The organism is Bradyrhizobium sp. A11, assembly GCF_042077125.1.
Taxonomy (GTDB): Bacteria; Pseudomonadota; Alphaproteobacteria; order Rhizobiales; family Xanthobacteraceae; genus Bradyrhizobium; species Bradyrhizobium japonicum_B.
Window position 1 is genome coordinate 3,203,241 of sequence record NZ_CP149509.1, and the last position, 23,523, is coordinate 3,226,763.

The 23,523-nt window shown below is 64.2% G+C and carries 23 protein-coding genes; 11 read left to right on the forward strand and 12 right to left on the reverse strand.

Annotated elements, in window-relative coordinates; translation table 11 throughout:
* Positions 1-2: 2 nt before the first annotated feature.
* The 5 genes from WI560_RS14755 to WI560_RS14775 all read right to left on the reverse strand — a co-directional run bounded on the left by WI560_RS14755 (position 3) and on the right by WI560_RS14775 (position 5,138).
* Positions 3-1,097: a serine/threonine protein kinase gene (locus WI560_RS14755; RefSeq protein WP_375308567.1), complete on the reverse strand. Its 1,095-nt coding sequence runs from the start codon at positions 1,095-1,097 to the stop codon at positions 3-5.
* A gap of 7 nt (positions 1,098-1,104) precedes the next feature.
* A complete protein-coding gene (gene trmFO / locus WI560_RS14760) occupies positions 1,105-2,532 on the reverse strand; it encodes a methylenetetrahydrofolate--tRNA-(uracil(54)-C(5))-methyltransferase (FADH(2)-oxidizing) TrmFO (protein ID WP_375308568.1) in 1,428 nt (475 codons plus the stop codon).
* A gap of 125 nt (positions 2,533-2,657) precedes the next feature.
* The gene (locus WI560_RS14765; RefSeq protein ID WP_007590701.1) at positions 2,658-2,810 is read right to left on the reverse strand and encodes a DUF1127 domain-containing protein; all 153 of its coding nucleotides are present in this window, start codon (positions 2,808-2,810) and stop codon (positions 2,658-2,660) included.
* A 449-nt stretch (positions 2,811-3,259) separates the two neighbouring features.
* Positions 3,260-4,084 carry a lytic murein transglycosylase gene (locus tag WI560_RS14770; protein ID WP_375308569.1) on the reverse strand — a complete coding sequence of 275 codons (825 nt, stop codon included), beginning with the start codon at positions 4,082-4,084 and terminating at the stop codon, positions 3,260-3,262.
* A 145-nt stretch (positions 4,085-4,229) separates the two neighbouring features.
* Positions 4,230-5,138, reverse strand: a complete 909-nt coding sequence (locus WI560_RS14775) for a DUF2189 domain-containing protein (RefSeq protein WP_375308570.1) — start codon at positions 5,136-5,138, stop codon at positions 4,230-4,232.
* Between the two features lie 333 nt (positions 5,139-5,471).
* On the opposite strand from WI560_RS14775, the gene WI560_RS14780 reads away from it, so the two are divergent.
* Positions 5,472-5,864, forward strand: a complete 393-nt coding sequence (locus WI560_RS14780; RefSeq protein ID WP_257179897.1) for a DUF3597 domain-containing protein — start codon at positions 5,472-5,474, stop codon at positions 5,862-5,864.
* 52 nt (positions 5,865-5,916) lie between these two features.
* Here the strand turns inward: WI560_RS14780 and WI560_RS14785 are convergent, their stop codons facing one another.
* Positions 5,917-6,192 carry a GNAT family N-acetyltransferase gene (locus WI560_RS14785; RefSeq protein WP_375308571.1) on the reverse strand — a complete coding sequence of 92 codons (276 nt, stop codon included), beginning with the start codon at positions 6,190-6,192 and terminating at the stop codon, positions 5,917-5,919.
* A gap of 103 nt (positions 6,193-6,295) precedes the next feature.
* Here WI560_RS14785 and WI560_RS14790 point away from each other — a divergent pair, with 103 nt between their 5' ends.
* Together WI560_RS14790 and WI560_RS14795 are read left to right on the forward strand one after the other, a co-directional pair.
* On the forward strand, positions 6,296-7,225 hold the full coding sequence (locus WI560_RS14790) for a tetratricopeptide repeat protein (protein WP_375308572.1): 930 nt from the start codon (positions 6,296-6,298) through the stop codon (positions 7,223-7,225).
* Positions 7,226-7,421: 196 nt separating this feature from the next.
* Positions 7,422-7,817, forward strand: coding sequence for an SPW repeat protein (locus WI560_RS14795; RefSeq protein WP_375308573.1), 396 nt, complete (start codon positions 7,422-7,424; stop codon positions 7,815-7,817).
* Between the two features lie 51 nt (positions 7,818-7,868).
* Here WI560_RS14795 and WI560_RS14800 read toward each other — a convergent pair whose 3' ends face one another.
* Positions 7,869-8,228, reverse strand: coding sequence for a hypothetical protein (locus tag WI560_RS14800; protein ID WP_375308574.1), 360 nt, complete (start codon positions 8,226-8,228; stop codon positions 7,869-7,871).
* 94 nt (positions 8,229-8,322) lie between these two features.
* Here WI560_RS14800 and WI560_RS14805 point away from each other — a divergent pair, with 94 nt between their 5' ends.
* The 7 genes from WI560_RS14805 (at position 8,323) to WI560_RS14835 (ending at position 15,168) form a co-directional block, all read left to right on the forward strand.
* Entirely contained in the window at positions 8,323-8,817 is a 495-nt protein-coding gene (locus WI560_RS14805) for a hypothetical protein (protein WP_375308575.1), read from the forward strand.
* 105 nt (positions 8,818-8,922) lie between these two features.
* A complete protein-coding gene (locus tag WI560_RS14810; protein WP_375308576.1) occupies positions 8,923-10,530 on the forward strand; it encodes an acyl-CoA synthetase in 1,608 nt (535 codons plus the stop codon).
* Positions 10,531-10,539: 9 nt separating this feature from the next.
* Positions 10,540-11,400: a PCC domain-containing protein gene (locus WI560_RS14815; protein ID WP_375308577.1), complete on the forward strand. Its 861-nt coding sequence runs from the start codon at positions 10,540-10,542 to the stop codon at positions 11,398-11,400.
* 108 nt (positions 11,401-11,508) lie between these two features.
* Positions 11,509-12,276, forward strand: a complete 768-nt coding sequence (locus tag WI560_RS14820) for an AAA family ATPase (protein ID WP_375308578.1) — start codon at positions 11,509-11,511, stop codon at positions 12,274-12,276.
* A 117-nt stretch (positions 12,277-12,393) separates the two neighbouring features.
* Positions 12,394-12,681, forward strand: a complete 288-nt coding sequence (locus WI560_RS14825; protein ID WP_375308579.1) for a HigA family addiction module antitoxin — start codon at positions 12,394-12,396, stop codon at positions 12,679-12,681.
* Between the two features lie 925 nt (positions 12,682-13,606).
* The gene (locus tag WI560_RS14830) at positions 13,607-14,185 is read left to right on the forward strand and encodes an SRPBCC family protein (protein ID WP_375308580.1); all 579 of its coding nucleotides are present in this window, start codon (positions 13,607-13,609) and stop codon (positions 14,183-14,185) included.
* A 17-nt stretch (positions 14,186-14,202) separates the two neighbouring features.
* Positions 14,203-15,168, forward strand: coding sequence for a cytochrome D1 domain-containing protein (locus WI560_RS14835; RefSeq protein WP_375308843.1), 966 nt, complete (start codon positions 14,203-14,205; stop codon positions 15,166-15,168).
* A gap of 111 nt (positions 15,169-15,279) precedes the next feature.
* Here WI560_RS14835 and WI560_RS14840 read toward each other — a convergent pair whose 3' ends face one another.
* From WI560_RS14840 to WI560_RS14860, 5 genes are all read right to left on the reverse strand, one after another.
* A complete protein-coding gene (locus WI560_RS14840; RefSeq protein WP_375308581.1) occupies positions 15,280-15,921 on the reverse strand; it encodes an HAD-IA family hydrolase in 642 nt (213 codons plus the stop codon).
* Between the two features lie 84 nt (positions 15,922-16,005).
* Positions 16,006-17,229 (reverse strand): hypothetical protein, encoded by a 1,224-nt coding sequence (locus tag WI560_RS14845; RefSeq protein WP_375308582.1) that lies wholly within the window; start codon positions 17,227-17,229, stop codon positions 16,006-16,008.
* Between the two features lie 141 nt (positions 17,230-17,370).
* The gene (uvrA, locus tag WI560_RS14850) at positions 17,371-20,346 is read right to left on the reverse strand and encodes an excinuclease ABC subunit UvrA (RefSeq protein ID WP_375308583.1); all 2,976 of its coding nucleotides are present in this window, start codon (positions 20,344-20,346) and stop codon (positions 17,371-17,373) included.
* Between the two features lie 316 nt (positions 20,347-20,662).
* Positions 20,663-21,352, reverse strand: a complete 690-nt coding sequence (locus WI560_RS14855; RefSeq protein ID WP_375308584.1) for an outer membrane protein — start codon at positions 21,350-21,352, stop codon at positions 20,663-20,665.
* Positions 21,353-21,591: 239 nt separating this feature from the next.
* The gene (locus WI560_RS14860; protein WP_375308585.1) at positions 21,592-22,371 is read right to left on the reverse strand and encodes an outer membrane protein; all 780 of its coding nucleotides are present in this window, start codon (positions 22,369-22,371) and stop codon (positions 21,592-21,594) included.
* A 444-nt stretch (positions 22,372-22,815) separates the two neighbouring features.
* Between WI560_RS14860 and WI560_RS14865 the strand changes: the two genes are divergently transcribed.
* Entirely contained in the window at positions 22,816-23,313 is a 498-nt protein-coding gene (locus WI560_RS14865) for a single-stranded DNA-binding protein (RefSeq protein WP_375160429.1), read from the forward strand.
* Positions 23,314-23,523 lie beyond the last annotated feature (210 nt).

A 23,523-nucleotide genomic window follows, 5' to 3' on the forward strand; every position in this document is an offset into this window, starting at 1 on the left:
GGTCAGCTCGTTGGCAGGTCCGCCTCGAAGTTGAAGCGGTCGCGCAGGTTTTTCCGCTGTTCCAGGATGTCCTTGAGGAAGGCGCGGTCCTGGTCGTTCTTCATCATCGGCTCGATCAGGTCGAGCTGGTTCATGGCAACCAGCTGCAGGATCTCGGTGCGCGGCTTGCCGCTGGTGTCGCGCGGCAGCGCGTGCACGACCTGGATGTGTTCCGGCGGCTTCGGCCCCTTTGCGGCGGTCAGCTCGTTGCGCAACTGGCCTTCGAGTGCGGTCTGATCGGCTTCGACGAAGGCATAGAGCCCGACGCCGGAGCGGCGGTCGGCAAAGGCGACGATGGCGGTATCGCGCACGGCCGGATTTTTGCGGATCAACGCGGTCAGCACCGGCGCATCATTGACCAGCCGGCGGCCGCCGCCTTCGCGGTCGGTGAAGTTGAACAGGCCGCGCGTGATGGCGCGGTAGACCTTCTTGCCGGTGGCGAGCCACAGGCTCGCCGCGAACGACTTCTTGGCGAGGATCTTGCGCTCGCGCGGTGTCAGCGCTTCCGGAGCATAGGTGCGCTTGTGCTTGAGCAGATGCCGGAGGTCTTCATAGGCGAGGATGCGGTAGAGCCGGCCGCGGCGCTCAAAGCAGGCCGCGAGCTGGAAGTCGGTCACATAGGCGCGTCCGTCGCGGCCGACCAGCCAGTTCTGCTCCTTGGCGAGATCGTTGTGGCAGATCCCGGCACGGCGCAGCCGGCGCAGCGCCGCCTTGGCCGAACGGAAATAGGCGAGGTCGCCATGGGGCTTTGCCAGGTGCAATGCGGCGCCGTCGACGAAGCCACGCACCAGGGCGCGCTGTCCGGCCCAAAGCAGCTCGGGGCCGACATCGAGGCCCTTGGCGCGCGCCAGAGCATGCTTCTCGCGGGCGAACAGATGCCGCGCCAGCAGGAACGACCACCACGGCACTTCGTCGAGCCGGCGCAGCACGGCGTCGACCTCGCCGCTCTCGCCGCGGAACCGGCCGCGCTCGACGGTCGAGAACACGTCGCGCTTGAGGAGCACGCCCTCGATCCAGCGCGCCGAAAGCGCTGCGGCGTCGTCTTTGGGGAGGCTCATCGATAACTCACGCGGCGGCGGCCATGCGCAGATGATCGGCGATCCAGCGATCGAGATCGGCGAGCGCCCGCGCACTCAGCGCCTGCTTCTTGGCCACCGTCTTCTCGTTGCCGCGCAGCCGCGTGCCGTCGGGCTTCCTGGTCGGCACGGTCGCGAGCGGCGGGAACAGACCGAAATTGATGTTCATCGGCTGGAACGAGCGTGTGCCCGGCTCGATGGTTTCGATATGGCCGCCGGTGATGTGGCCGAGCAGCGAGCCGAGCGCGGTCGTGCCGGGCGGGCTGACAAGCGCCTCGCCGCGCGCGTCCGCAGCCGCATAGAGACCGGCGATCAGGCCGACGCTGGCCGATTCCACATAGCCCTCGCAGCCCGTCATCTGGCCGGCAAAGCGCAACCGCGGCTGCGCACGCAGGCGCAATTGACCGTCGAGCAGTTTGGGCGAGTTCAGGAAGGTGTTGCGATGCAGGCCGCCGAGGCGGGCGAATTCGGCGTTCTCCAGCCCCGGAATGGTGCGGAAGATGCGCTGCTGCTCGCCGTATTTCAGCTTCGTCTGGAAGCCCACGATATTGTAGAGCGTGCCGAGCTTGTTGTCCTGGCGCAGCTGCACGATCGCATAGGCCTTGGTGGCGGGATCGTGCGGGTTGGTGAGACCGACCGGCTTCATCGGGCCATGCCGCAGCGTCTCGGGGCCGCGCTCCGCCATCACCTCGATCGGCAGGCAGCCGTCGAAATAGGGCGTGTTGGTCTCCCACTCCTTGAACTCGGTCTTCTCGCCCGCGATCAGTGCGGCGACGAAGCCGTCATACTGCTCCTTGGTCATCGGGCAGTTGATGTAGTCGGCGCCGTTGCCGCCGGGACCGACCTTGTCGTAGCGCGACTGGAACCAGGCCACCGACATGTCGATGGACTCGCGGTGTACGATCGGCGCGATCGCGTCGAAGAAGGCGAGCGCGTTCTCGTCGGTCAGCGCGCGGATGGCCTCGGCCAACGGAGCGGAGGTGAGCGGACCGGTGGCAACGATGACATTGCTCCAATCGGCCGGCGGCAGGCCGGAAATCTCGCCGCGAGCAATCTCGATCAGGGGATGGTCGTTGAGAGCCTTGGTGACCGCGGCCGAGAAGCCGTCGCGGTCGACCGCCAGCGCGCCGCCGGCGGGCACCTGGTTGGCGTCGGCCGCGCGCATGATCAGCGAGCCGAGCCGGCGCATCTCCGCGTGCAAGAGGCCGACGGCGTTGTTGGCGGCATCGTCCGAGCGGAACGAATTGGAGCAGACGAGCTCGGCGAGCCCGTCGGTGCGGTGCGCCTCGGTCATGCGGGTCGGCCGCATCTCGTGCAGCACCACGGGCACGCCGGCTTTCGCCACCTGCCAGGCGGCTTCAGAGCCGGCGAGGCCGGCGCCGATCACGTGCACGGGGTTGGATAGGGGTCCTGTCATGGGCGGACAGGTAGCGCTTTTCGGTGGCCAGTGGAATCGCCGAGATCGAGTTTTCTGCCTCCAGACACGACAACGCCCGCACGAGGCGGGCGCTATCGGTTCGTCCGGTTGAGGGCTGAACGATTTCAGCCCTGATACTGACCGGCGGCAACGCGCGGGATGTCCGAGCGATCGAGGCCGATATCGGCCAATTCGCGATCGCTGAGCTGGGACAGCTCGGCAACATTGCGCTGATAGTCCCGGAAGGCCTGGATCATGCGGATGAGCGAGAGCAGCATTGGTAGTCTCCTGTAGTTCGATTCAGCCCTTGCCCGGGCCTCATCGTTGAAATGAATATAGAGGAGAGTGGTGCAGTGCGAAAGTTCCGATGTTGCGATGCAGCTAGGCGGTGGATGCATAGCGGAGGTAACGGACGATTAACCGGACGGCGCTCCTGCACAAAGCTTGCGCGCAGGCATCGACAATCAGGAAGAAAACTCCGTGAAATCACGGAGTTAAACGCGTGCCCTTGATCTAGATCATTGTGGAAATAAGTTGCGCGCGAGGGCTAGGCAAGCCGATCGCGTAGCTTCCTGACCCAAGTCTTTCCTGCGTGATTCGCATAGGTATAATGAATCTATATTCAGTTTATGAGACTGATTCGAGTGCTCGCGCCGGTCAGCGCGGCAGGCCTTAGCAAGTAAAGCGTGGGGAGAGGCCGTATGATTCGCGCCCGGCCCGATACAGGTCAGGGCGCGCGAGCGAGCTGGGTGGCGAAATAGGCGATGGTCTTGGAATAGACCTCGCTCTTGTTCCACTGCTTGAGCACCTCGAAATTCGGACTGCCCGGCTGCCAGTCCTTGCCCTTCTGCCAGCCATAGCCGGCAAGATAATTGGCAGTGGAAGCGAGCACGTCGGGCGCATTGTGCAGCAGATCGCGCTTGCCGTTGCCGTCGAAATCGACCGCGTATTTCATCCAGGACGACGGCATGAACTGGGTCTGGCCGAGCTCACCGGCCCAGGCGCCCTTCATCTCGGCTGGCGCCAGATCGCCGCGCTGGACGATGCGCAGCGCGTCCATCAGCTCGGCGCGAAACTGCTCGGACCGGCGGCAGTCATGGGCCAGCGTTGCGAGCGAGCGGATCGTGGCGAACTTGCCTGTGTTGACGCCGAAGTCGGTCTCCAGGCCCCAGATCGCGACCAGGACTTCGCCGGGAACGCCATAGGCCTGCTCGATGCGCGACAGCACCGAGCCGTATTGCTTCATCCTGTTGGAGCCGCGCTCCAATCGCGGCGGCACCATGCGGCCGGAGAATTCCTCGAAGCTCTGGGCGAAGACCTTTTGAGAGCGGTCGCGGTTGAGCACGTTCTGATCCGACGTCACGCCGGCGAGACCGGAGGCGATGGCCTGTTGCGAGATGCCCTTGGCCACAGCTTCGGTTTTGAACTCCGCAAGCCAGGCATCGAAATTGCCCGAGCCGCAGGCAACCGCGGCGAACGCTGGCTGGGCGGACAGAATTGACGCGGAGAGGGCGAAGGCTGCGAGAGCGAGACGAGAAATCGTCGAGGTCATTCGAGGTAATGAATTCCGTGAAGCGATCTGACCGGCGGCGCAATCTCGGTCGGAACCGCGGCCAAAGCAAGGCGTGGGACAAAGCGCGATCCTGCCCGAGCCGAATTCAAGCTCAAGCTCGGCAGGATCGCATGTCACGATATCGTCAGGCGTCCGGCCTGTTGCGCCAGGGGAAGAGGTTGGCCGGGAAGTCGGCAGCCGGCTTGCGCGGACGATGCGGCGGGGGCGGCACCGGATGTGCACCGGGCTCCGAGACAATCAGCTTGCGGTAGAGGTGCCAGGTGGCATGACCGAGCAGGGGGACCACCACGGCAAGGCCGAGGAACGCCGGAATGGTGCCGAGCGCGAGCAGCACCGCGACGATCAGGCCCCAGGCCGCCATCGGCACCGGGTTCCTCGCGACGACGCGCAGCGAGGTGCTCATCGCCTCGAACGCACCGGCATGACGATCGAGCATCAAGGGGAATGACACGACGCTGAGGCACAGTGCGGCGAGCGCGAACAGGAAGCCGGTGCCGCAGCCGACCACGATCAGCCACCAGCCTTGCTGCGTCGTCAGCACGCGCGTCATGAAGTCCGAGATGCCGGTGACGCCCTCATAGCCGAACGCCGCGACATAGATCGCTTGCGCGGTTGCAACCCAGGTCACGAACAAAGCGAGCAGCAGCACGCCGAGGCCGAGCATCGCGCCGAACGAGGGCGAGCGCAGCACCTCCATCGCGTCCCAGGCGGTTGCTTCCTCATAGCGTTCGCGCCGGCTGGAAAGCTCATAGAGACCGAGCGCCGCGAAAGGGCCGATCAGCGCGAAGCCGGCGGCAAGCGGAAACAACAATGGCAGCACCGAATAGCCCATCACCACGCGGGCGAGCACGAGGCCCAGCACCGGGTAGATCACGCAGAGGATGATGGCATGGCTCGGAACGGCCTTGAAATCCTCCCAGCCGCGCCGGAGCGCATCGTGCAGATCGGAGAGTTCAATGGTTCGGATCACGGGTCCGGCCGCATCTGCGGTCCGGTCCATCGTGGGGACATTGCCCGGGTAGAGTGTGGCCATGGTCGCTAGCTCCCTTGCCAAGCGGCCGAATTCGGCGCCGGCAAACGGCGCGTGCGGCCGCCATTCTTGAGTTTCGCGAGTCCGACCAGACGCGAATTGCGGACGGCATCGCGAGCTGAGCGCAAAGCGTACGCCTATTTCCGAGTCCTGTCCCTCACGCTTGGGTGAGATTCGATGCCGCAGCGCAACTTTGGCGACGTCATTCGGTCGTCATTTCGCCGCAGATAAGCTGATGCTGCGTATCGGTTCGCAGAACTTCGCGGGCGCCACGCAGTGACTTGGTCTATAAGTGCCACGCAAGCCCTTCCAACGGATCCTTTTCGGGGAGCAGATATGAGCATTTTCGGGAAAATCATGAGCGCGATCTTCGGAAGCCAGCCGGCCTCCGCCGCGCCCGCCGGCGGCGCAGCTTCGCCCTCCGGAGCCGCGCCGGGAGCGTCGGCGCCGGCTGCCACACCGATGGCCGCGGTCGACGTGGCGGCGATCGTCGACAAGGCGGCCGCCGCGCACAAGGGCGAGAAGCTCGAATGGCGCACCTCGATCGTCGACCTGATGAAGGCGCTCGACATCGATTCCAGCCTCGCGGCGCGCAAGGACCTCGCCAAGGAGCTGGGCTATAGCGGTGACATGAACGACTCCGCCAGCATGAACGTCTGGCTGCACAAGCAGGTGATGTCCAAGCTCGCCGCCAATGGCGGCAAGCTGCCGCCGGAGATCAAGCACTGACCGAGCGCCGGTTGCGACGGAAGGGCCCGCCATCGCGCGGGCCCTTCTGCTTTCAGGCGACCAGATCCGCGTCCTCCGGATGCCGGTCGAGATAATCGACGACGAAGCCGCAGCCGGCGATCACCTTCCGGCCGTCGCGGCGGATCAGCTCCAGCGCGCCCTTGACCAGCTCGGAACCGATGCCGCGGCCGCGCAGCGCGCGCGGCGTCTCGGTATGGGTGATGATGACCGCCGTCGGGGTCAGCCGGTAATTGGCGAAGGCGACGTCGTTGCCGACATCGAGCTCGAAGCGGCTCCTGTCCTTGTTGTCCCATACCGATGCGGCCATGCAAGATCCTTCCGACGTGCTGTCTCTGCCTGATCTAGGCGCCTGAACCGGTGCTTGCCAAGGTGCGACCAAGCTAGGTTGCCGCAGGGGAGATATCCGCAAAATGCGTGTCGCGCTCAGTCTCATGGCGTTGCTTGCGGCGCTGATCGCAACGCCGCCGGCGGCGGCCGAAGGCGGTCCTGCCTGGGACGCGTGCGTCGGGCTGACCAGCTCGCCCGACCAGCGGGTCGAGGCCTGTTCCAGCGTCATCGAGACGAGGAGCGAGAGCGGCAAGAGGCTCGCCGGCGCCTTTTGCAACCGCGGCCATGGTCTGACCGAGAAGCGCGAGCTCGATGCCGCGCTGTCCGACCTCGACGAAGCGGTCAGGCTCGCTCCGGATTATGCCTGCGCCTACAACAATCGCGGCCGCGTCTATTCGTTCAAGCGCGACTACGATCGCGCCATTGCCGATTACGACCAGGCCATCAAGCTCGATCCGTCGCTGGCGCTGGCCTACAGCAATCGCGGCGAGTCGCGCTTCAACAAGGGCGACCTCGACGGCGCCTTCGCCGACTTCGACGCTGCGATCAAGCGCGACCCCAACTATGCCATGGCCTACGGCAACCGGGCCCTGGTGTATTACCGCAAGCGCGACATGGCGCATGCCATTGCCGACTACACGATGCGGATCCAGCTGGCGCCCGATCTGCTCGCCTATATCGACCGCGGCAACGTCTACCGTGACAGCGAGCAGCTCGACCGCGCCGCCGCCGATTATGGCGAGGCCATCCGCCTTGCGCCGACCGACGCGCGCGGCTGGCGCAATCGCGGCATGATCCGGCTCTACCAGGGCGACAACAAGGGCGGCCTTTCGGACTACGACAAGGCGCTGCAATACGATCCCTCGGACGTGTTCTCGTGGAATAACCGCGGGCAGGCTCGCTTGCGGCTCGGCGACAAGCGGGGCGCGATCGCCGATTTCAGGAAGGCGCTGGAGTTGAAGCCCGGCCTGTCGTCCGCGCAGGAATCGCTGAGGAAGCTCGGGGCGCTGTAGCCGCAGTGCGGTACGACTTCATGACCAGCGGGCATTCCGCGGCCTCGAAATATTCCTCGATCCCGGTCTTGCGCGGCCGCCGCCGGTTCCCACGTCCTTTGCAGGACATGCGTCCGAATGCGGCCGGCAGGGTCGCGGACATTCGGAAGTCGTGATCGCCGGCCGCCGACGTGTGCCTCTGTCATAGGAGGGTACGATGTCGGACTTCGGCTTCTTAAAGACTCATCGAACTTGGGAAGACTGGTGCGGGATGCTGCTCGGCGCGGTGATCGTGGCGTCGCCGTGGTTTCCGATCCAGGATCCAGGGATTGCCGGACAGCAGACGGCGATCCTGAATACGGTCGCAATCGGTCTGGTCGTCTTTGGCATCAGCCAGCTCGAATATGTCGCCTTGCAGCGCTGGCAGGAGGTGACGACGATCCTGATCGGATTGTGGCTCATCGCCTCGCCCTACGTCCTGGGTTATTCCGGTGAAGGCTTTCTCCGTGTCTATCACACCGGCCTCGGCGCCGTGCTCGTGCTGCTCGGCATGCTGCAGCTTTGGCAGGACTGGGACCTGACCGACCAGGACATGCTCAAGCACGGACAATAGCGCGCCAATTTCGGCAGGCCCGCCGGCCGCAGGCGGCGGGCCTGTATCCGTTCAATCGGCGGCTTTGGCGAGCCTGGAATCTTCGGGCTGCTGCTGCGGGCGCAGGCATCCCTGGCAGATGACCAGGGAGCGGTTGACCCTGGCGTCCTGCTCGGCCTCGCTGCCGTCCTGCTGCTGCCACCATTCCTTCGAAGGCGGCTGAAGCCCGGCTTGCGACCTCTCGCGCGCGGATCGGGCCGCGGCGCGTGTCGGTTGCGAGGCTGCATGCGGCCGATTGGGATCCTCGCCGGCGCCATCCCAGGCATATCGGGCAGGCTTGAAGGCGGGGTCGGAAGACAGGTGGGCTTGAGGACCCACGGCACATCCGGCGAGCGCCAGCGACAACAGGAGGACGGCGGGCGCTTTGACCATGATACGGCACTCTGTACGCGAGAACTGAGCGAGGGTGCGCCGATCATGTTTAAAATTCCCTGAACGGTTGCGGCCATGCCGGCGACCAACGCGCATGCGCCATCTGATGCTTCTGCTCGCCCTGATCGCCTCCGCCGCGCGTGCCGAGGATGCAAAGCCGTTCAATCCGTCCGACTATCCGCCCGGCGTGCAGCAGGCGTTGCGCTACGCCAATGAGGAATGCACCAGCCAGGACGGCGGCGCGGTCAGATTCGCGCCCGATACGGTGCGCCGGACCGACCTCACCGGCGACGGCCGCGACGACTACATCGTCGATTTCAGCGACACCAAATGCGGCGACCGCGAGACCACCTATTGCGGAACCGGCGGCTGCGACATGAACATCCTGGTGACGCTGCCGGACGGCAGCGTGCGCAAGGTATTCGACGGCCGTGTCCTCAGCTACAGGATCATGACGCCGCGGACGAAGCGAGGGTCTGCGCGCGTCCGCTTCGATCTGCATGGCAGCTTTTGCGGCGGCTTTGGCCCGCAGGCCTGCGTCAAAACGCAGACGATCACGGCGACGCCGTTCGCGTTCAAGCAGCCGTAGGGCAGGTGTGCGGCCGGCAGCCTTGCAGGGCCGCGGGCGATGGCGATAAATGGGCCGCAATGAGCGGGCGGCGAGAGCGCCGTCCGCCCTCGAAGAGGAAGCCCGATGCAGCCCCTGCGCATGTCCCGCCGCGTCATGAATCTCGCTTACATGCTGACCCAGAATGCGCGGCGGCACGGTGCGCGTCCCGGCTTCGTCTGGGGAGACAGATCCTGGACCTGGCGGCAGATCGATGCGCAGGTCTCGGCGCTGGCGGCCGCGCTCGCTGCGCGCGGCACCGCCAAGGGCGACCGCATCCTGGTCCATTCCAAGAATGGCGACGAGATGTTCTTGTCGATGTTCGCCGCATTCCGGCTCGGCGCGGTCTGGGTGCCCACCAATTTCCGCCTGATGCCGGACGAGGTCACCTATCTCGCAGAGGCTTCCGGGGCGAAGGCGTTTCTGTGCCATGTCGGTTTTCCCGAGCACGCGGCGGCCGTGAAGGGCGGCGCGCTGGAGTTCACCTGGAGCATCGACGGCAAGGCCGCGTTTGGCGAGACCTCGGTTGCGGAGGCCATCGCCTCGCGAGCCGGCGAGGCGGTCGAGAACGTTGCCGTCGAGCACGACGATCCCTGCTGGTTCTTCTTCACATCGGGCACCACCGGGCGCTCCAAGGCGGCGGTGCTGACCCATGGCCAGATGGGTTTCGTCGTCACCAACCATCTCGCCGATCTCACGCCCGGCGTGACCGAGAACGACGCATCGCTGGTGGTGGCGCCGCTGTCGCATGGCGCCGGCGTGCATCAGCTGGTGCAGACCGCGCGCGGCGTCTGCACCGTCTTGCTGCCGACCGAGAAGTTCGACATCAACGAGGCGTTCCGCCTGATCGAGACGCATCGGGTCGCCAATCTCTTCACCGTGCCGACGATCCTGAAGATGATGGTCGAGCATCCCGCCGTCGACAAATACGATCACTCCTCGCTGCGTCACGTGATCTATGCGGGTGCGCCGATGTATCGCGAGGACCAGAAGACCGCGCTGAAGAAGCTCGGCAAGGTCATCGTGCAATATTTCGGCCTCGGCGAGGTCACCGGCAACATCACCGTGCTGCCGGCGGCGTTGCACGACGCCGAGGACAGTCCGCATGCCAGGATCGGCACCTGCGGCTTCGAGCGCACGGCCATGCAGGTCTCGATCCAGGACGACGAGGGCCGCGAGCTCGCGCCCAACCAGAGCGGCGAGATCTGCGTGATCGGGCCTGCCGTGCTCGCCGGCTATTACGACAATCCCGAAGCCAATGCGAAGGCGTTCCGCAATGGCTGGTTTCGCACCGGCGATCTCGGCCACATGGACGAGGAGGGCTTCGTCTACATCACGGGCCGCGCCTCCGACATGTACATTTCGGGCGGCTCCAACATCTATCCGCGCGAGATCGAGGAGAAGATTCTGACACATCCGGCGGTCGGCGAGGTCGCCGTGCTCGGCGTGCCCGATGCGACCTGGGGCGAGGTCGGCGTTGCCGTCTGCGTGGCGCGCGAGGGCGAGAAGGCGGTGAGCGAGGCCGAGATGGCGGCGTTCCTCGGCCCGAAGGTGCCGCGCTACAAGATGCCGAAGCGCTTCTTCTTCTGGGATGCGCTGCCGAAATCCGGCTATGGCAAGGTGCCGAAGCGCATGGTGCGCGACGAGCTCGAGGCACGAGGCCTGCTCGATCTCGACAAGACGAAGACAGGCTGAGCGCAGTCGATGCGGAGCATCAAGCAGCCGGGCGCGCCCGTCGCAGAGCGCATCCAATGGGTGGAGGCGAGGGGGCGCGCGTTCTCGTTCGCGCTTCAGGCGGGTGTGCCGCTGCTGGAAGCCGCGCGGCGCGGCTTTGCGGCCGAAGGTTTTGCGAGCGGCGTGCTCAACTTCCGGCACGGCGCGCTCGGGCCGTTCGCCTATGTCATGCCGGCGCTGTCGAAGACCGGCGAGAACGCCGCGTTCTACAGCGATACGTACCGCCCCGGCGGCGTCACCCGCACGCGGCTCGGCAGCCTGACGCTCGGCACGCGCGACGGGGCGCCGTTCTTTCACTGCCATGGGCTGTGGACGGAGGCGGACGGCAAGGCCGGCGGCGGCCACATGCTGCCGGACGAAACCGTCGTCGCCGAACCGTTCGAGGTCGACGCCTTTGGCGTTGACGGCGCGATGTTCACTGCCGAACCCGATCCCGAGACCAACTTCAAGCTGTTCGGGCCGGTGCCCGCCGACCGCACGGGCGCGCGCACGAGCAGCCGCGCCTTCGCGCTGAGGCTGCGCCCCAATCAAGATTTTGCCGCCTGTCTCGAAGCGTTCTGCCGCACGCACGGTATCGTACGCGCGCGGATCCACGGCGGCGTCGGCTCGACCATCGGCGCGCGCTTCACCCATGGCGGGATGACCGAGCCGTTTGCGACCGAGCTGGCGGTGACGGCCGGGGAGATCGCACCCGGGCCCTCCGGCGCACCCGAAGCCGCGCTCGACGTTGCGCTGGTCGACTATACCGGCGGCTTGGCGGAGGGGCGCCTAGTCCGCGGCGACAATCCGGTGCTGATGACCATGGAGCTGGTGGTCGAGGCGCTGGACTAGGCTGCGCTCGAGGCTGACGCCGGGCGTATCCTTCTGGTTGCGGAATGTGATCGTTCTCTTTATGTTCCTTCGCGGAATGTCTGTGGTGGAAGGGACGGAGACGCGATTATGAGCCGGAGAGGTCATCGCACCATCAACCTGCCGGCGCCGTATCTGAAGCGGGTCTGGCTCGACCCGTTGCAGGTGGGGGATCGCGAGGCCTATCCGTTTTGCCTGCCCATCTTCCCTGATGATTTCGAGCTCAATTTCGACGCCGCCATCACGATCATTGTCGGAGAGAACGGCACCGGGAAGTCGACGATCCTCGAGGGCATCGCATCGCTCGCCGGCTACGACGATGCCGGAGGCGGCAAGGGTTACATGCCGGTCGACCACTCCGAAGCGCGGGAGAAGATGGGCGGCCAGCTCGCCAAGGCGCTGCGCGCGAGCTGGCTGCCGAAGATCACCAATGGCTGGTTCTTTCGCGCCGAGAGTTTTTTCTCGGTGGCGCGGTATCTCGACAAGGCCGCGCATGATGCCGGCCAGGCCGGTCCCGATTTCCTGTCGCACTCCCACGGCGAAGGCTTCCTGCGCTTCTTCGAGGAGCGCTGTCAGCGCCAGGGCATCTTCATCTTCGACGAGCCGGAATCGGCGCTGTCGCCTGCGCGGCAGATCGAGTTCTTGAAGCTGCTGCGGCGCATGGAGGACTCCCGCATCTGCCAGATCATCATGGCGACCCACTCGCCGATGCTGATGGCTTACCCGAATGCGCGGCTGCTGCGGCTCGGGAAATACGGCCTGGAGCCGGTGACGGTGGAGGAGACCGATCATTATCGCTTGATGCGGGAGTTTTGCACGGACCCTCGGGGGTTCGTCGAGGCGACGCTGGCGGAGTGAATGCGCTATCCATTGTTCTTCACTGACGGTCAATGAGCGTTGGCGCATTTGCTTCGAATTCACCAAGGGCGATGCCTACGAGGTAGAAATCGTCGACTATCACGAGGGCTGACATCCATGGCTCCGCTCGTTCATCCCGGCCGCTTGCTCAAGCGCGAATTGGTTGCGCGAGGGCTGAGCGCCAACAGGCTTTCACTCGACATCGGCGTTCCTTCGGGGCGGATCACCGATATTCTGAATGGACGCCGAAGTATCTCGGCTGACACCGCGGTGCGACTTGGTCGGTATTTCGGCAATAGTCCTCAATTTTGGTTGGACCTGCAGGGGCAGTACGACATTGGCGTTGTCGAGCGGGAGAAGGGCGCGGAGATCGCTCGGCGGGTTAGGCTCGCCGACTCGGCTTGATCGGCTCGCCACGTTGGTGTCCCGGACAAGCTGCAACGCGAGAGCGTTGCGGCGCAAAGCCGGGACCCAGCGGCCGAGCAACGCGCTGCTGCATGGGCCCCGGCTCTGCAGCGCATCGCACCGGACGATGCTTCGCATCGCCGGGGGCGCTGCGTCCGGGGCACGAGCGTTGAATCCATATCGCAATCCAATCCAGATGATGCGCGCAATTTCCCGTTCTCGCGGCGTATTCCGCCCGAGTCTTGAGGCCGTTGCCGCCCTCAAAAATGCCGAGGGCGCAGGGAAGGCCGGGTGCCGGCTGGCACCCACGGTCCACTGTGCGAAAGCGTGTGCTTAAGGAAGCTGCACAGCGGCATACAGGTGTAGCCAAAACATCCGGCCTTCCCTGCGCAGTGGGTTGACGGCTTATGTCGCGCTCTCCTCGGGGAGCGTTGCACTATTGCCCCCGTCGCCTTGCGGCTGATCGATGTGCGCACCGGTTGGCCGCCGCATCGCCGCAAAGCTTGACGCCAGAACCCCGGGCGCCAGGACCACACGATTTTGCCGTACGCGGGCTGCGCCTGTCGTATGCGCGCGTTGCCTGCTCACGGTGTGACCCGCCCTGCAAACCGACTGCGCGCGACGCGGCCCGCGTCCACCACCTCCCATCCCGCGTTCGTGACGATCGCGATACGCCCCTCGGCCCGGGTTGAGGTGACCGAAACATGCGATAATTCCGAATTCTAGTAAAGCGAATTATTTGCGACGAAGGCATTGACCTTCCCGTTGGGTGTTTTGCCCGACGGGCAACGCAACTGGTTGTGGGGTGGAGCGCCGCCGCAACGGCGCCACGAACCGGTCTCCCCTCGGCCCCAAAATGCGCTAGGATGACCGGGAGCGCGCATCGCAAGTCGCGCATGATCAACTGGACGTATGAGGAAACGAGATGAGGGTGACGATTGGACGGCGCACAGCCGTGGCGGCGGTTCTGACCGCCGCGGGAGCGGCGGCATTGACGGTGGCTCTTGCGCCGGCTTTTTCACCAGCCTGGGCCCATGGCCCGACCCGGCAGAAGGTGCGCGAATCCATCGAGATCAACGCACCGCAGGACAAGGTGTGGGCCGCGATCCGTAACTTTCAGGACATGAGCTGGCTGCCGCCGGTAACCAAGACCACGGGCGAGAAGGGCAACGAGGTCGGCGCGACGCGGCAGCTGACGCTGACGGGCGGAGCGACCGTCGATGAGGAGCTCTACAAATACGAGCCCGACATGATGAGCTATTCGTACCGGATCACCAAGGTGGACGTGAAGGTGCTGCCGGTGACCAATTATTCCTCGACCTTGACGGTGTCGCCGGCCCCCGACGGCAAGGCCAAGCTGGAATGGGCCGGCGCGTTCTACCGCGGCTTTCCCAACAACGATCCGCCGCCGGAATTGAACGACGAGGCTGCGATCAAAGCCGTGAGCGGGCTCTACAAGACCGGTCTCGAGGCGCTGAAGAAGAAGATCGAGAGCGGTAGCTGATCGTGCGGGCACTGGCCTTGCGGGCGCTGCTCCTGGCGGCGCTTGCCGCCGGCCTTTGCTGTGGTGCTCCTGGCGCCGACCTCGGCAGCGCGTCTGCCGAGGAAGCGTTTGTCACCAACCAGCTCAGCGACGATCTGACGGTCGTGGACCTCGGCAACCTTCGCGCGGTGGCAACCATTCCGATCGGCGGCAAGCCGGCCGGTGTGGCCGTCAGCGCGGACGGGCGGTTTGCCTATGTCACCAGCCCCGATGCCAAGGCGGTGACAGTGGTAGACGCCGCCGCGCGGCAGGTGGCGGGTCGCGTCGAGGTCGGCGGCGGGCCGCTCGGCATTGCCGTGGCGCCCGATGGCAAGACGGTCTACGTCGCCGACTGGTACGCGGCGGCGGTGCGGGTGATCGATACGGCCTCGCGCAGCGTCACGGCGAGCATTGCGGTCGGCGCCTCGCCGTCGGGGCTGGCGCTGACGCCGGACGGCAGGCTGCTGCTCTCGGTGGACCGCGACGACGACAGCGTATCGGTCGTGGACACCATGACGCGCCAGCGCAAGGCGACGATCAAGGCCGGCACTCGCCCGTTCGGCGTCACCATCGATGCCGACGGCAAGCGCGCCTACACCGCCAATGTCGGCTCCGACGACGTCTCCGTGATCGACATTGCGGAGGGGCGCGAGATCGGCCGCGTGCCGGTCGGCTTGCGCCCCTATGCGGTGGCGCTGACGCAAGGCCGCGGCTTCGTCACCGACCAATATGGCGGCACCGTCAGCGTGTTCGATGTCGCGAGCCTCAAGCCGATCAAGCGCATCAATGTCGGCGACTATCCCGAAGGCATCGCCGCCACCGCCGACGGCAAGCGCGTCATCGTGGCATGCTGGGAGAGCAACACGCTTGTTATCATTGACGCGACTGATCTGAAGGTCGTCGGCGAGGTCAAGACCGGCGACGGCCCAAGGGCGTTCGGGGCGTTCCTGCGGAGGACGGAGTAGGGGAGGCAGGTCTCGTAGGGTGGGTTAGCGCAGCGTAACCCACCAATTCGTCCCGCATCGCTGAAGCATGGTGGGTTACGCCGAACAGATGCGCTTCGCACATCCGCTCGGCTAACCCACCCTACGCGTCCGAGCTAGTATCGGCACAATCTCGTCCATCCGCTCGAACACATGGTCCGGCCCCAGCGCCCGCAGCGCTGCCGGCGCCGCGTAACCCCAGCACACCGCACCGCAGGCAATGCCGACGGCGCGCGCCGCCTCGATGTCGCGGACCTCGTCGCCGATCGCGATCGCCTGGTCCAGCTCCACGCCGGCGTGTGTGACGACCCGGCGGAATTTTGCGGGCTTGCCGAACAGCGCCGCCGCGCAGTCGAAATGCGAAAACAGCGCCGCGGCATCCCCAAGCTTCTCGCGCGCATTGGCCTCGCTGTCGGACGTCACCAGCGCGAGTTGCACGCCATTGTCAGCCAGCGTCCGCAGCATCGCCTCGACTCCCGCGAACAGCGAGATCTCGCTCGCCGCCTCCGCCTTCAACCGCCGCGCATGCCGCGCGATCGCCGGCAGCTTCCACAAGGGCACTTCGAGTTGGCTGAGGATCTCGCGCGTCGAGGCATGCCTGAGCTCTTCGATGTCCTCATCCTTCAGGCGGCGAAAATTGAAGCGATCGGCGACGTCGTTGATGGTGCGGAGGAACCACGGAAAGCTGTCGGCGAGGGTGCCGTCGAGATCGAAGATGGCGAGAGAATAGGGCATGGAGCAGTAGTACGTGACTACAACGCTAAGCCAAAATATGAAAACGTGACGAACTGAGTGTTGAAGGACAACCCTGTGTGGTTACTAGCTAGACTCTAGAGGTATTCGAAAATCTTCGAGCGATAGTTGGCGCGACGTCTTTGGCAGCTGCAAAGCAATCGAACTGCTTGATGTTTCAGAAAGATGTATATGCCAATATGTACTTCGTTCAGTAGTTGTTGTGTTCAGGGCGGCGAGATGTTCGCGCAGCACGTCTAGCGGAATAGCGTAGGCAGTCTCTTGGTCCATGCATCCGAGCAAAAAGAACGACCTAGTGCCTTCGCCGAGAAATTCATTCCACTGCGGGTGATAGGCGTACCAGTATGGATAACTTCCTCTGGTATATCGTTTAGATACAGAGCATGCGACGCGAGTTTCGTGTGCAGAGTCCCAGTACAGAGCTCTGCTCTTCTTTATGAATTTAACCCCAAGTCGCCTTGCAAGAGCGTCGATTGCCTTGCCTCTCTTCGCGTCCAGTACAGCGCCATCGGTAAACTCCCATCCGCTCGGAGTTGCGGAAGGTTCCTTGCTTGCAGCGACATCCGTTGTATCGGTCTTTTCGACCGCGCTTTGGATTATGGTCGCTTCGACATCTGTGGCTGTTGTGAACATAGCATCCACAAGACTATCCAAGCGGGTAAATTCCATCGGAGTTAAAAGGCTGCGTATCTTTCGCCCAGTCTCGGAATCGTCAGAGTTCTCTTTCAGCTGAATTAGTTTCAGCAGAGAGTCCGCACTAATGACCCTAATGTCCCATGCGTGACGGGACCCTCTTATCTGTGCTTCGAGCTCGCCTGTATCTTGCCTTCCAACGAGGACCAAGATTGATGACGGCTCCGTTATTTCTGAGTTGTCGAGTAACTTTCGCCGATAGGAGGCGATAGTATCTAGCGGGATCCGATAGGCGTCAGTCGTCTTCACCTCGGCGACAATGGTATGCCCCTCGGGCGAAAGCCAAATTCCATCAAACCCGATCGCGTTTACGGTGCCTTGATATCGACCGTTCGTAACTTTAAAGTCTAATCGACGGCCAAGCTCATTGACGAGATCCTGAAAAACCTGCCCACCTTTTGCGAAGCTATTCGAAAGGCAGTGCTCGACGTAGCTGGCTAGCTTTGACGTATCAGCTTGAGTTAAATACTGCCTAAGTTCGCTGGAGCAGAGACTGCCGTCTCTCAAATTGCCGTCACCAGCCATTGCCACGATCTGCTCGATCGATGTCTGGCTGACCTCGTCCGGATTAGACTCCCAAAAAGCTAAAAGCGGCATCAGGAAACGATTTCAACGTTCAAATGAAGGGGTCGCCGAGCACAATCCAAACTAAACATATCAATCGAATATGTCCAACGGCTGATATACGTCCGAAGGATACTTCATCGCCCGACGAAGAATATTGCGACGCGGAATAGCTCACTCCGCCGCCTCGCTCGTGCTCCGTCGCTTCGGCTTCCTCGCCTTCTTCAGCACCGGCTCCAAAAACTTCCCCGTATAGCTCCGCGGCGCCTTCGCGATATCCTCCGGCGGGCCCCAGGCGACGATCTCGCCGCCGCCGTCGCCGCCTTCCGGCCCCAGGTCGATGACCCAGTCGGCGGTCTTGATGACTTCGAGATTGTGCTCGATGACCACGACGGTGTTGCCCTGCGCGACCAGCTCGTGCAGCACCTCCAAGAGCTTCTTGACGTCGTGAAAGTGCAGGCCGGTGGTCGGCTCGTCCAGGATATAGAGCGTGCGGCCGGTGGCGCGCTTCGACAGCTCCTTGGCCAGCTTGACGCGCTGGGCTTCACCGCCCGAAAGCGTAGTGGCCTGCTGGCCGACATGGATGTAGTCGAGGCCGACGCGGTGCAGCGTCTGGAACGTCTCGCGGACGCGCGGCACCGCCTTGAAGAATTCGGCGGCTTCCTCGACGGTCATGTCGAGCACGTCGGCGATGGACTTGCCCTTGAACAGGACTTCGAGCGTCTCGCGGTTGTAGCGTTTTCCTTTGCAGACGTCGCAGGTGACGTAGACGTCGGGCAGGAAGTGCATCTCGATCTTGATGACGCCGTCGCCCTGGCAGGCCTCGCAGCGGCCGCCCTTGACGTTGAAGGAAAAGCGGCCCGGCTCGTAGCCGCGCGCCTTGGACTCGGGCAGGCCGGCGAACCATTCGCGGATCGGCGTGAAGGCGCCGGTATAGGTCGCCGGATTGGAGCGAGGGGTGCGCCCGATCGGCGACTGGTCGATGTCGATGATCTTGTCGATGTGCTCGAGGCCCTCGATGCGGTCGTGCGGGGCGGCGCCTTCGCTGGCGTTATTCAGCTTGCGGGCGATAGCGCGGTACAGCGTGTCGATCAGCAGCGTCGACTTGCCGCCGCCGGACACGCCGGTGACGCAGGTGAACAGGCCGAGCGGAATCTCCGCGGTGACGTTCTTGAGGTTATTGCCGCGCGCGTTGACCACCTTGATGGTGCGGCGATGGTTCGGCGGACGCCGCTCCGGTACCTCGACCTCGAGCTCGCCGGTCAGATACTTGCCGGTCAGAGATTTCGGGTTGCGCATGATCTCGGCGGGCGTGCCTTCGGCGACGATGTGGCCGCCATGCATGCCGGCGCCCGGGCCGATGTCGAGCACGTAGTCGGCAAGCCGGATGGCGTCCTCGTCATGCTCGACCACGACCACGGTATTGCCTAAGTCGCGCAGCCGCTTCAAGGTGTCGAGCAGGCGGGCGTTGTCGCGCTGGTGCAGGCCGATCGAGGGCTCGTCCAGCACGTAGAGCACGCCTGTGAGCCCCGAGCCGATCTGCGAGGCCAGGCGAATGCGCTGGCTCTCGCCGCCGGACAGCGTGCCGGAGGAGCGGGACAGCGTAAGGTAATTCAGGCCGACGTCGAGCAGGAAGGTGAGGCGCTCGCGGATCTCCTTCAGGATGCGGCCGGCGATCTCGTTCTGCTGCGCGTTGAGCGCGCCGGGCACGGTCTCGAACCATTCGCCGGCCTTCCTGACCGACAGCTCCGAGATCTCGCCGATGTGCTTGCCGCCGACCTTGACGCAAAGCGCCTCGGGCTTGAGGCGAAACCCGCGGCACGCTTCGCAGGGCACGTCGTGGAAATATTTCGCCAGCTCCTCGCGGGCCCACTCGCTTTCGGTCTCGCGGTAGCGGCGGTTGATGTTGGTGATGACGCCCTCGAACGGCTTCTTGGTGTCGTAGGAGCGCACCCCGTCCTCGTAGGAGAACTTGATCTCGTCCTCGCCGGAGCCATGCAGGATCGCGTTTTGCGTCTTCTTCGGCAGGTCCTTCCACTTGGTGGTCAGGGTGAACTTGTAGTGCTTGCCGAGCGCGGTCAGCGTCTGCACGTAATAGGGCGAGGACGATTTGGCCCAGGGCGCGATCGCGCCCTTGCCGATGGCGAGCTCCTTGTCGGGGATGACGAGGTCCTCGTCGACATGCTGCTCGACGCCGAGGCCGCCGCAGGCGGGGCAGGCGCCGTAGGGGTTGTTGAACGAGAACAGGCGCGGCTCGACCTCGGGAATGGTGAAGCCGGAGACCGGGCAGGCGAACTTTTCCGAGAACAGCATGCGCTCGGGCCCGCTCTTGTCGTGGATCTTGGCGGTCTTCTTCTTCTCTTCGGCGGGAGCGGCCGCGGGCGCGTCGGCGAACTCGACGACGGCGAGGCCTTCGGCGAGCTTCAGCGCGGTCTCGAAGCTTTCGGCGAGGCGCTGGCCGATGTCGGCGCGCACCACGATGCGGTCGACGACCACGTCGATGTCGTGCGGGAATTTCTTGTCGAGCGTCGGCGCCTCGCTGAGCTCATAGAAGGTGCCGTCGATCTTGACGCGCTGAAAGCCCTTCTTGAGCCATTCGGCGAGCTCCTTGCGGTACTCGCCCTTGCGGCCGCGCACGACGGGTGCAAGCAGATAGAGCCGCGTGCCCTCGGGCAGCGCCAGCACGCGGTCGACCATCTGCGAGACGGTCTGGCTCTCGATCGGCAGGCCCGTGGCCGGCGAGTAGGGCACGCCGACGCGCGCCCAGAGCAGGCGCATATAATCGTAGATCTCGGTGACGGTGCCGACGGTCGAGCGCGGGTTCTTCGACGTCGTCTTCTGCTCGATCGAGATCGCCGGCGACAGGCCGTCGATCTGGTCGACGTCGGGCTTCTGCATCATCTCCAGGAACTGGCGGGCATAGGCCGACAGCGATTCGACGTAGCGGCGCTGGCCCTCGGCGTAGATGGTGTCGAAGGCGAGCGAGGATTTGCCGGAGCCGGAGAGGCCGGTGAACACCACCAGCTTGTCGCGGGGAATCTCGACGTCGATGTTCTTGAGGTTGTGCTCGCGCGCGCCGCGGATCGTAATTGCGCGCAGGCTCGAGCCCGCGTTCTGTTGTTGGCGCTTCGCCTTGATCACTTCATCCATCCGAGTTGCCCCTAGGGAATCCCATGGGTGCGCGACCGCGCCGATAAAAAGGCGCGCTTCGTCCGGAACCGGGATCGGCGCCGATGGGGTTGTCAGCGAACGTAGGAAGAACGGAGACGGATTTCCAGAGGGAGTTGCGAATCGTCAACTGAATGTTGGCGCGCTGGCGGCATCTGGCAGCAGGCGCTGCACTAAACCGGCGCGCATCCGCCAAAACAACATATCTCCAAAACAAAAAGGCCGGCGCGAGGCCGGCCTTTCGTAACGCGAGTAGCGTTGCAGCTGAGCTTAGTACTTGAAGCTCAGTACTTGAAGCTTAGTACTTGGCGACGACCGGGCCACCGAAGTGATAGTTCACGCCGACCTGCACGGTGTGGAGGTTGAGCGTGCCGGTGGGAATGGCGCCCGAGAAGTAGGTCTCGCCGCCGAGGCTGCGATAGAGATACTCGCCCTTGACCGACCATTGCGGTGCGAAGAACGCCTCGACGCCCGCGCCGACGGTCCAGCCCGAGTGGAACTTGCTATCGGAGGCCGAGAGCGCGCCCAGGGTGGCGGTGAGCTTGTTGTCGATCCAGGCGTAACCACCGGTGCCGTAGAGCAGCACGTTGTTGATGGCCCAGCCGATACGACCGCGCACGGTGCCCATGGCGTCGATCCTCGAGGTCAGCGAGGCGGGGATGCCCACGCCGGCGACAGCAACCGTGCCAGCGGCCGAGGCGCTGACGTCGGCCCAGGCGGCATCGGTCTCAAGGCCGAACACGACGTTGCCGGTCTGCCAGTTGTAGCCGGCGGTGCCGCCGACGAAGCCGCCCTGCATCTTGGGGTCGCCCGAAGAGGCTTCCCAGGCGCCGCCACCGACGATACCGAGATAGAAGCCGGTCCAGTTGTAGACCGAAGCCAGCGGAGCGACCGGCGCCTTGGTGTAGGGGCGAGCCGCGAGATCAGCAGCCGAAGCGGGGGCCGCCAGAGCGAACAAACAGGCCGAAGCCAACAGAACTTTCTTCATTTTCAACTTAATCCCAGTCCCAGTTTCTATTGTTGCCTTCCTTGACGGAAGGGCAGCGGACTCAACGGCCCAACTGAGGCAGTGCTTACACCACTGAAGCCGCAAGTTGTGTCTCCGTAAAGCCACAGTGGTTGAAAAGGTGATGGTTACTGACTCATTACGCCTGCGTATCCGAGCTCCCGAATGACAAAGGCCGGCGCAAGGCCGGCCTTCAATCATCGATCGATATCAGAGAGATATCAGTATTTGGCGATCAGCGGCCCGCCCCAGCGGTAGTTCACCCGGATCAGGCCGATATCGACGTCCTGGCTGATACGATCGGAGCGTGTAACGGCGCCAAGCGGGGCCGCCAGCAGGTTGCCCGAACCGGTAAAAGTCATCGTGCGGTTGCCGAGGAAGATGTGGTCGTACTCGAAGCCCACCGTCCAGTTCGGCGCAAATCCAAACTCGATTCCTGCGCCCACAACGGCGCCCCAACGGGTCTCGTTGGCCCGGTCAAACTCAAGACCCGTGACGAGATCGTAGCTGCGGTAGCGGTCGCTGACGACGGCGCCGCCGCCTTTCACGTAGAGCAGCACGTTATTCCAGGCGTAGCCGACCTGGCCGGTGATCAGACCGAAGGCGTCGATCTTCGAGCGATTGCGCAGGCCCGTGCCCACGAGCACCGTGCTGATGCTGTCGCCGGAGAAGTCGGCCCAGTTGCCCTGGCCTTCGAGGCCGAACACCCAATTGGTCGACTGCCAGCGATAACCGACCTGACCGCCGACCGTGCCGCCAGTCGCGCTGTGACAGCCCTCGCCAACCAGGACGCCGGTCCCCGGGGTGACGAAATCCCAGCACTTGCGGCTGCTGCCGCCGCCGCCGTTGATGCCGACGTAGAAGCCGCTCCAGTCGTAGATGGCGGCGACCATCGGCGCCGGAGCCTTGGTGTAGGGGCGCGCGGCGAGATCCGCCGCGCTTGCGGGAGCCGAGAGGCTCAATGTTACTGCACCGATTGCACCAATCAGAATCTTGTTCATTGCAGTCTCCCCAGTGTTCGCCGCTTTTCGCAGTCCCCGAAGCGGCGGATCAGGCGCGACGCCCTTATGATTCAATTACAGGGCGATCGTAGACCCAAGACGGCGCCGCGTCCGTCTCTCAAATGCCACACTTGCCGGTGCCCGAAAGACCTCCAACTTGCTCAATGTTAAGTGCTTTTCCTCATTCCGGGAACCTCGCTGGGTTCCCGTAAATGGAACATTCCCAGGCGTCGGCGCGCTGGATGCCACGCCTAGTATCGGCGCGCCGTCAGGAAGAACAAATCTGGAACATTGCGAAGGTCGATGCTATATGTGGGGATAACCCAGGGGGTGATGGGCTGAGCGGTGCCCGCGAGCGTATAGGGTCGCCTCAACAGGGCGCAGAGGAACGCGGGCAGCGCGCTCGGCCTTTGAAATCAGTGGCATTCGGAGTGGAGAGCGGCGATGGCGGGAAGCGTCAACAAGGTCATTCTGGTTGGAAATCTCGGCAAGGATCCTGAAATCCGCCGCACCCAGGACGGGCGGCCTATTGCGAATTTGAGCATCGCGACGTCGGAAACCTGGCGCGACAAGAACACCGGCGAGCGCAAGGAAAAGACCGAGTGGCATCGCGTCGTGATCTTCAACGAAGGCCTCTGCAAGGTCGCCGAGCAATATCTGAAGAAGGGCGCGAAGGTTTACATCGAGGGGGCGCTCCAGACCCGCAAATGGACCGATCAGAGCGGCGTCGAGAAATACTCCACCGAAGTTGTGCTGCAGGGCTTCAACTCCACCCTGACGATGCTCGACGGCCGCGGTGGCGGCGGCGGAGGCGGCAGCTTCGGTGACGAGCCGGGCGGCGATTTCGGCTCTTCCGGCCCCGTCAGCAGCGCGCCGCGCCGTCCGGTTGCCGCAGGTGGCGGCAGCCGCAACAGCGACATGGACGACGATATCCCGTTCTGAGAACGGATCGGACGAGAGGGAGCGTTTCGCCGGGCTCAGCGGCGCCTTCCATCTCGTGTCAGCAAACCCTGCCAATTGACAGAAAGGGCTCGGGAAATCCGGGCCCGCTTCATGTTCGGGCTGAACTCGGCCCGCGCTCGGCAAAAGCGAACTGATGGGCGCTCGCCGCGCGGGGATTTCATGTTAGCAGGGGCGATTTTGGACGACCCG

Bases quoted from the DNA above. Each gene is read 5' to 3' on its own strand.
- WI560_RS14755 (WP_375308567.1), bottom strand. From the start codon at position 1,097: ATGAGCCTCCCCAAAGACGACGCCGCAGCGCTTTCGGCGCGCTGGATC.
- trmFO (WP_375308568.1), bottom strand. From the start codon at position 2,532: ATGACAGGACCCCTATCCAACCCCGTGCACGTGATCGGCGCCGGCCTC.
- WI560_RS14765 (WP_007590701.1), bottom strand. From the start codon at position 2,810: ATGCTGCTCTCGCTCATCCGCATGATCCAGGCCTTCCGGGACTATCAG.
- WI560_RS14770 (WP_375308569.1), bottom strand. From the start codon at position 4,084: ATGACCTCGACGATTTCTCGTCTCGCTCTCGCAGCCTTCGCCCTCTCC.
- WI560_RS14775 (WP_375308570.1), bottom strand. From the start codon at position 5,138: ATGGCCACACTCTACCCGGGCAATGTCCCCACGATGGACCGGACCGCA.
- WI560_RS14780 (WP_257179897.1), top strand. From the start codon at position 5,472: ATGAGCATTTTCGGGAAAATCATGAGCGCGATCTTCGGAAGCCAGCCG.
- WI560_RS14785 (WP_375308571.1), bottom strand. From the start codon at position 6,192: ATGGCCGCATCGGTATGGGACAACAAGGACAGGAGCCGCTTCGAGCTC.
- WI560_RS14790 (WP_375308572.1), top strand. From the start codon at position 6,296: ATGCGTGTCGCGCTCAGTCTCATGGCGTTGCTTGCGGCGCTGATCGCA.
- WI560_RS14795 (WP_375308573.1), top strand. From the start codon at position 7,422: ATGTCGGACTTCGGCTTCTTAAAGACTCATCGAACTTGGGAAGACTGG.
- WI560_RS14800 (WP_375308574.1), bottom strand. From the start codon at position 8,228: ATGGTCAAAGCGCCCGCCGTCCTCCTGTTGTCGCTGGCGCTCGCCGGA.
- WI560_RS14805 (WP_375308575.1), top strand. From the start codon at position 8,323: ATGCGCCATCTGATGCTTCTGCTCGCCCTGATCGCCTCCGCCGCGCGT.
- WI560_RS14810 (WP_375308576.1), top strand. From the start codon at position 8,923: ATGCAGCCCCTGCGCATGTCCCGCCGCGTCATGAATCTCGCTTACATG.
- WI560_RS14815 (WP_375308577.1), top strand. From the start codon at position 10,540: ATGCGGAGCATCAAGCAGCCGGGCGCGCCCGTCGCAGAGCGCATCCAA.
- WI560_RS14820 (WP_375308578.1), top strand. From the start codon at position 11,509: ATGAGCCGGAGAGGTCATCGCACCATCAACCTGCCGGCGCCGTATCTG.
- WI560_RS14825 (WP_375308579.1), top strand. From the start codon at position 12,394: ATGGCTCCGCTCGTTCATCCCGGCCGCTTGCTCAAGCGCGAATTGGTT.
- WI560_RS14830 (WP_375308580.1), top strand. From the start codon at position 13,607: ATGAGGGTGACGATTGGACGGCGCACAGCCGTGGCGGCGGTTCTGACC.
- WI560_RS14840 (WP_375308581.1), bottom strand. From the start codon at position 15,921: ATGCCCTATTCTCTCGCCATCTTCGATCTCGACGGCACCCTCGCCGAC.
- WI560_RS14845 (WP_375308582.1), bottom strand. From the start codon at position 17,229: ATGCCGCTTTTAGCTTTTTGGGAGTCTAATCCGGACGAGGTCAGCCAG.
- uvrA (WP_375308583.1), bottom strand. From the start codon at position 20,346: ATGGATGAAGTGATCAAGGCGAAGCGCCAACAACAGAACGCGGGCTCG.
- WI560_RS14855 (WP_375308584.1), bottom strand. From the start codon at position 21,352: ATGAAGAAAGTTCTGTTGGCTTCGGCCTGTTTGTTCGCTCTGGCGGCC.
- WI560_RS14860 (WP_375308585.1), bottom strand. From the start codon at position 22,371: ATGAACAAGATTCTGATTGGTGCAATCGGTGCAGTAACATTGAGCCTC.
- WI560_RS14865 (WP_375160429.1), top strand. From the start codon at position 22,816: ATGGCGGGAAGCGTCAACAAGGTCATTCTGGTTGGAAATCTCGGCAAG.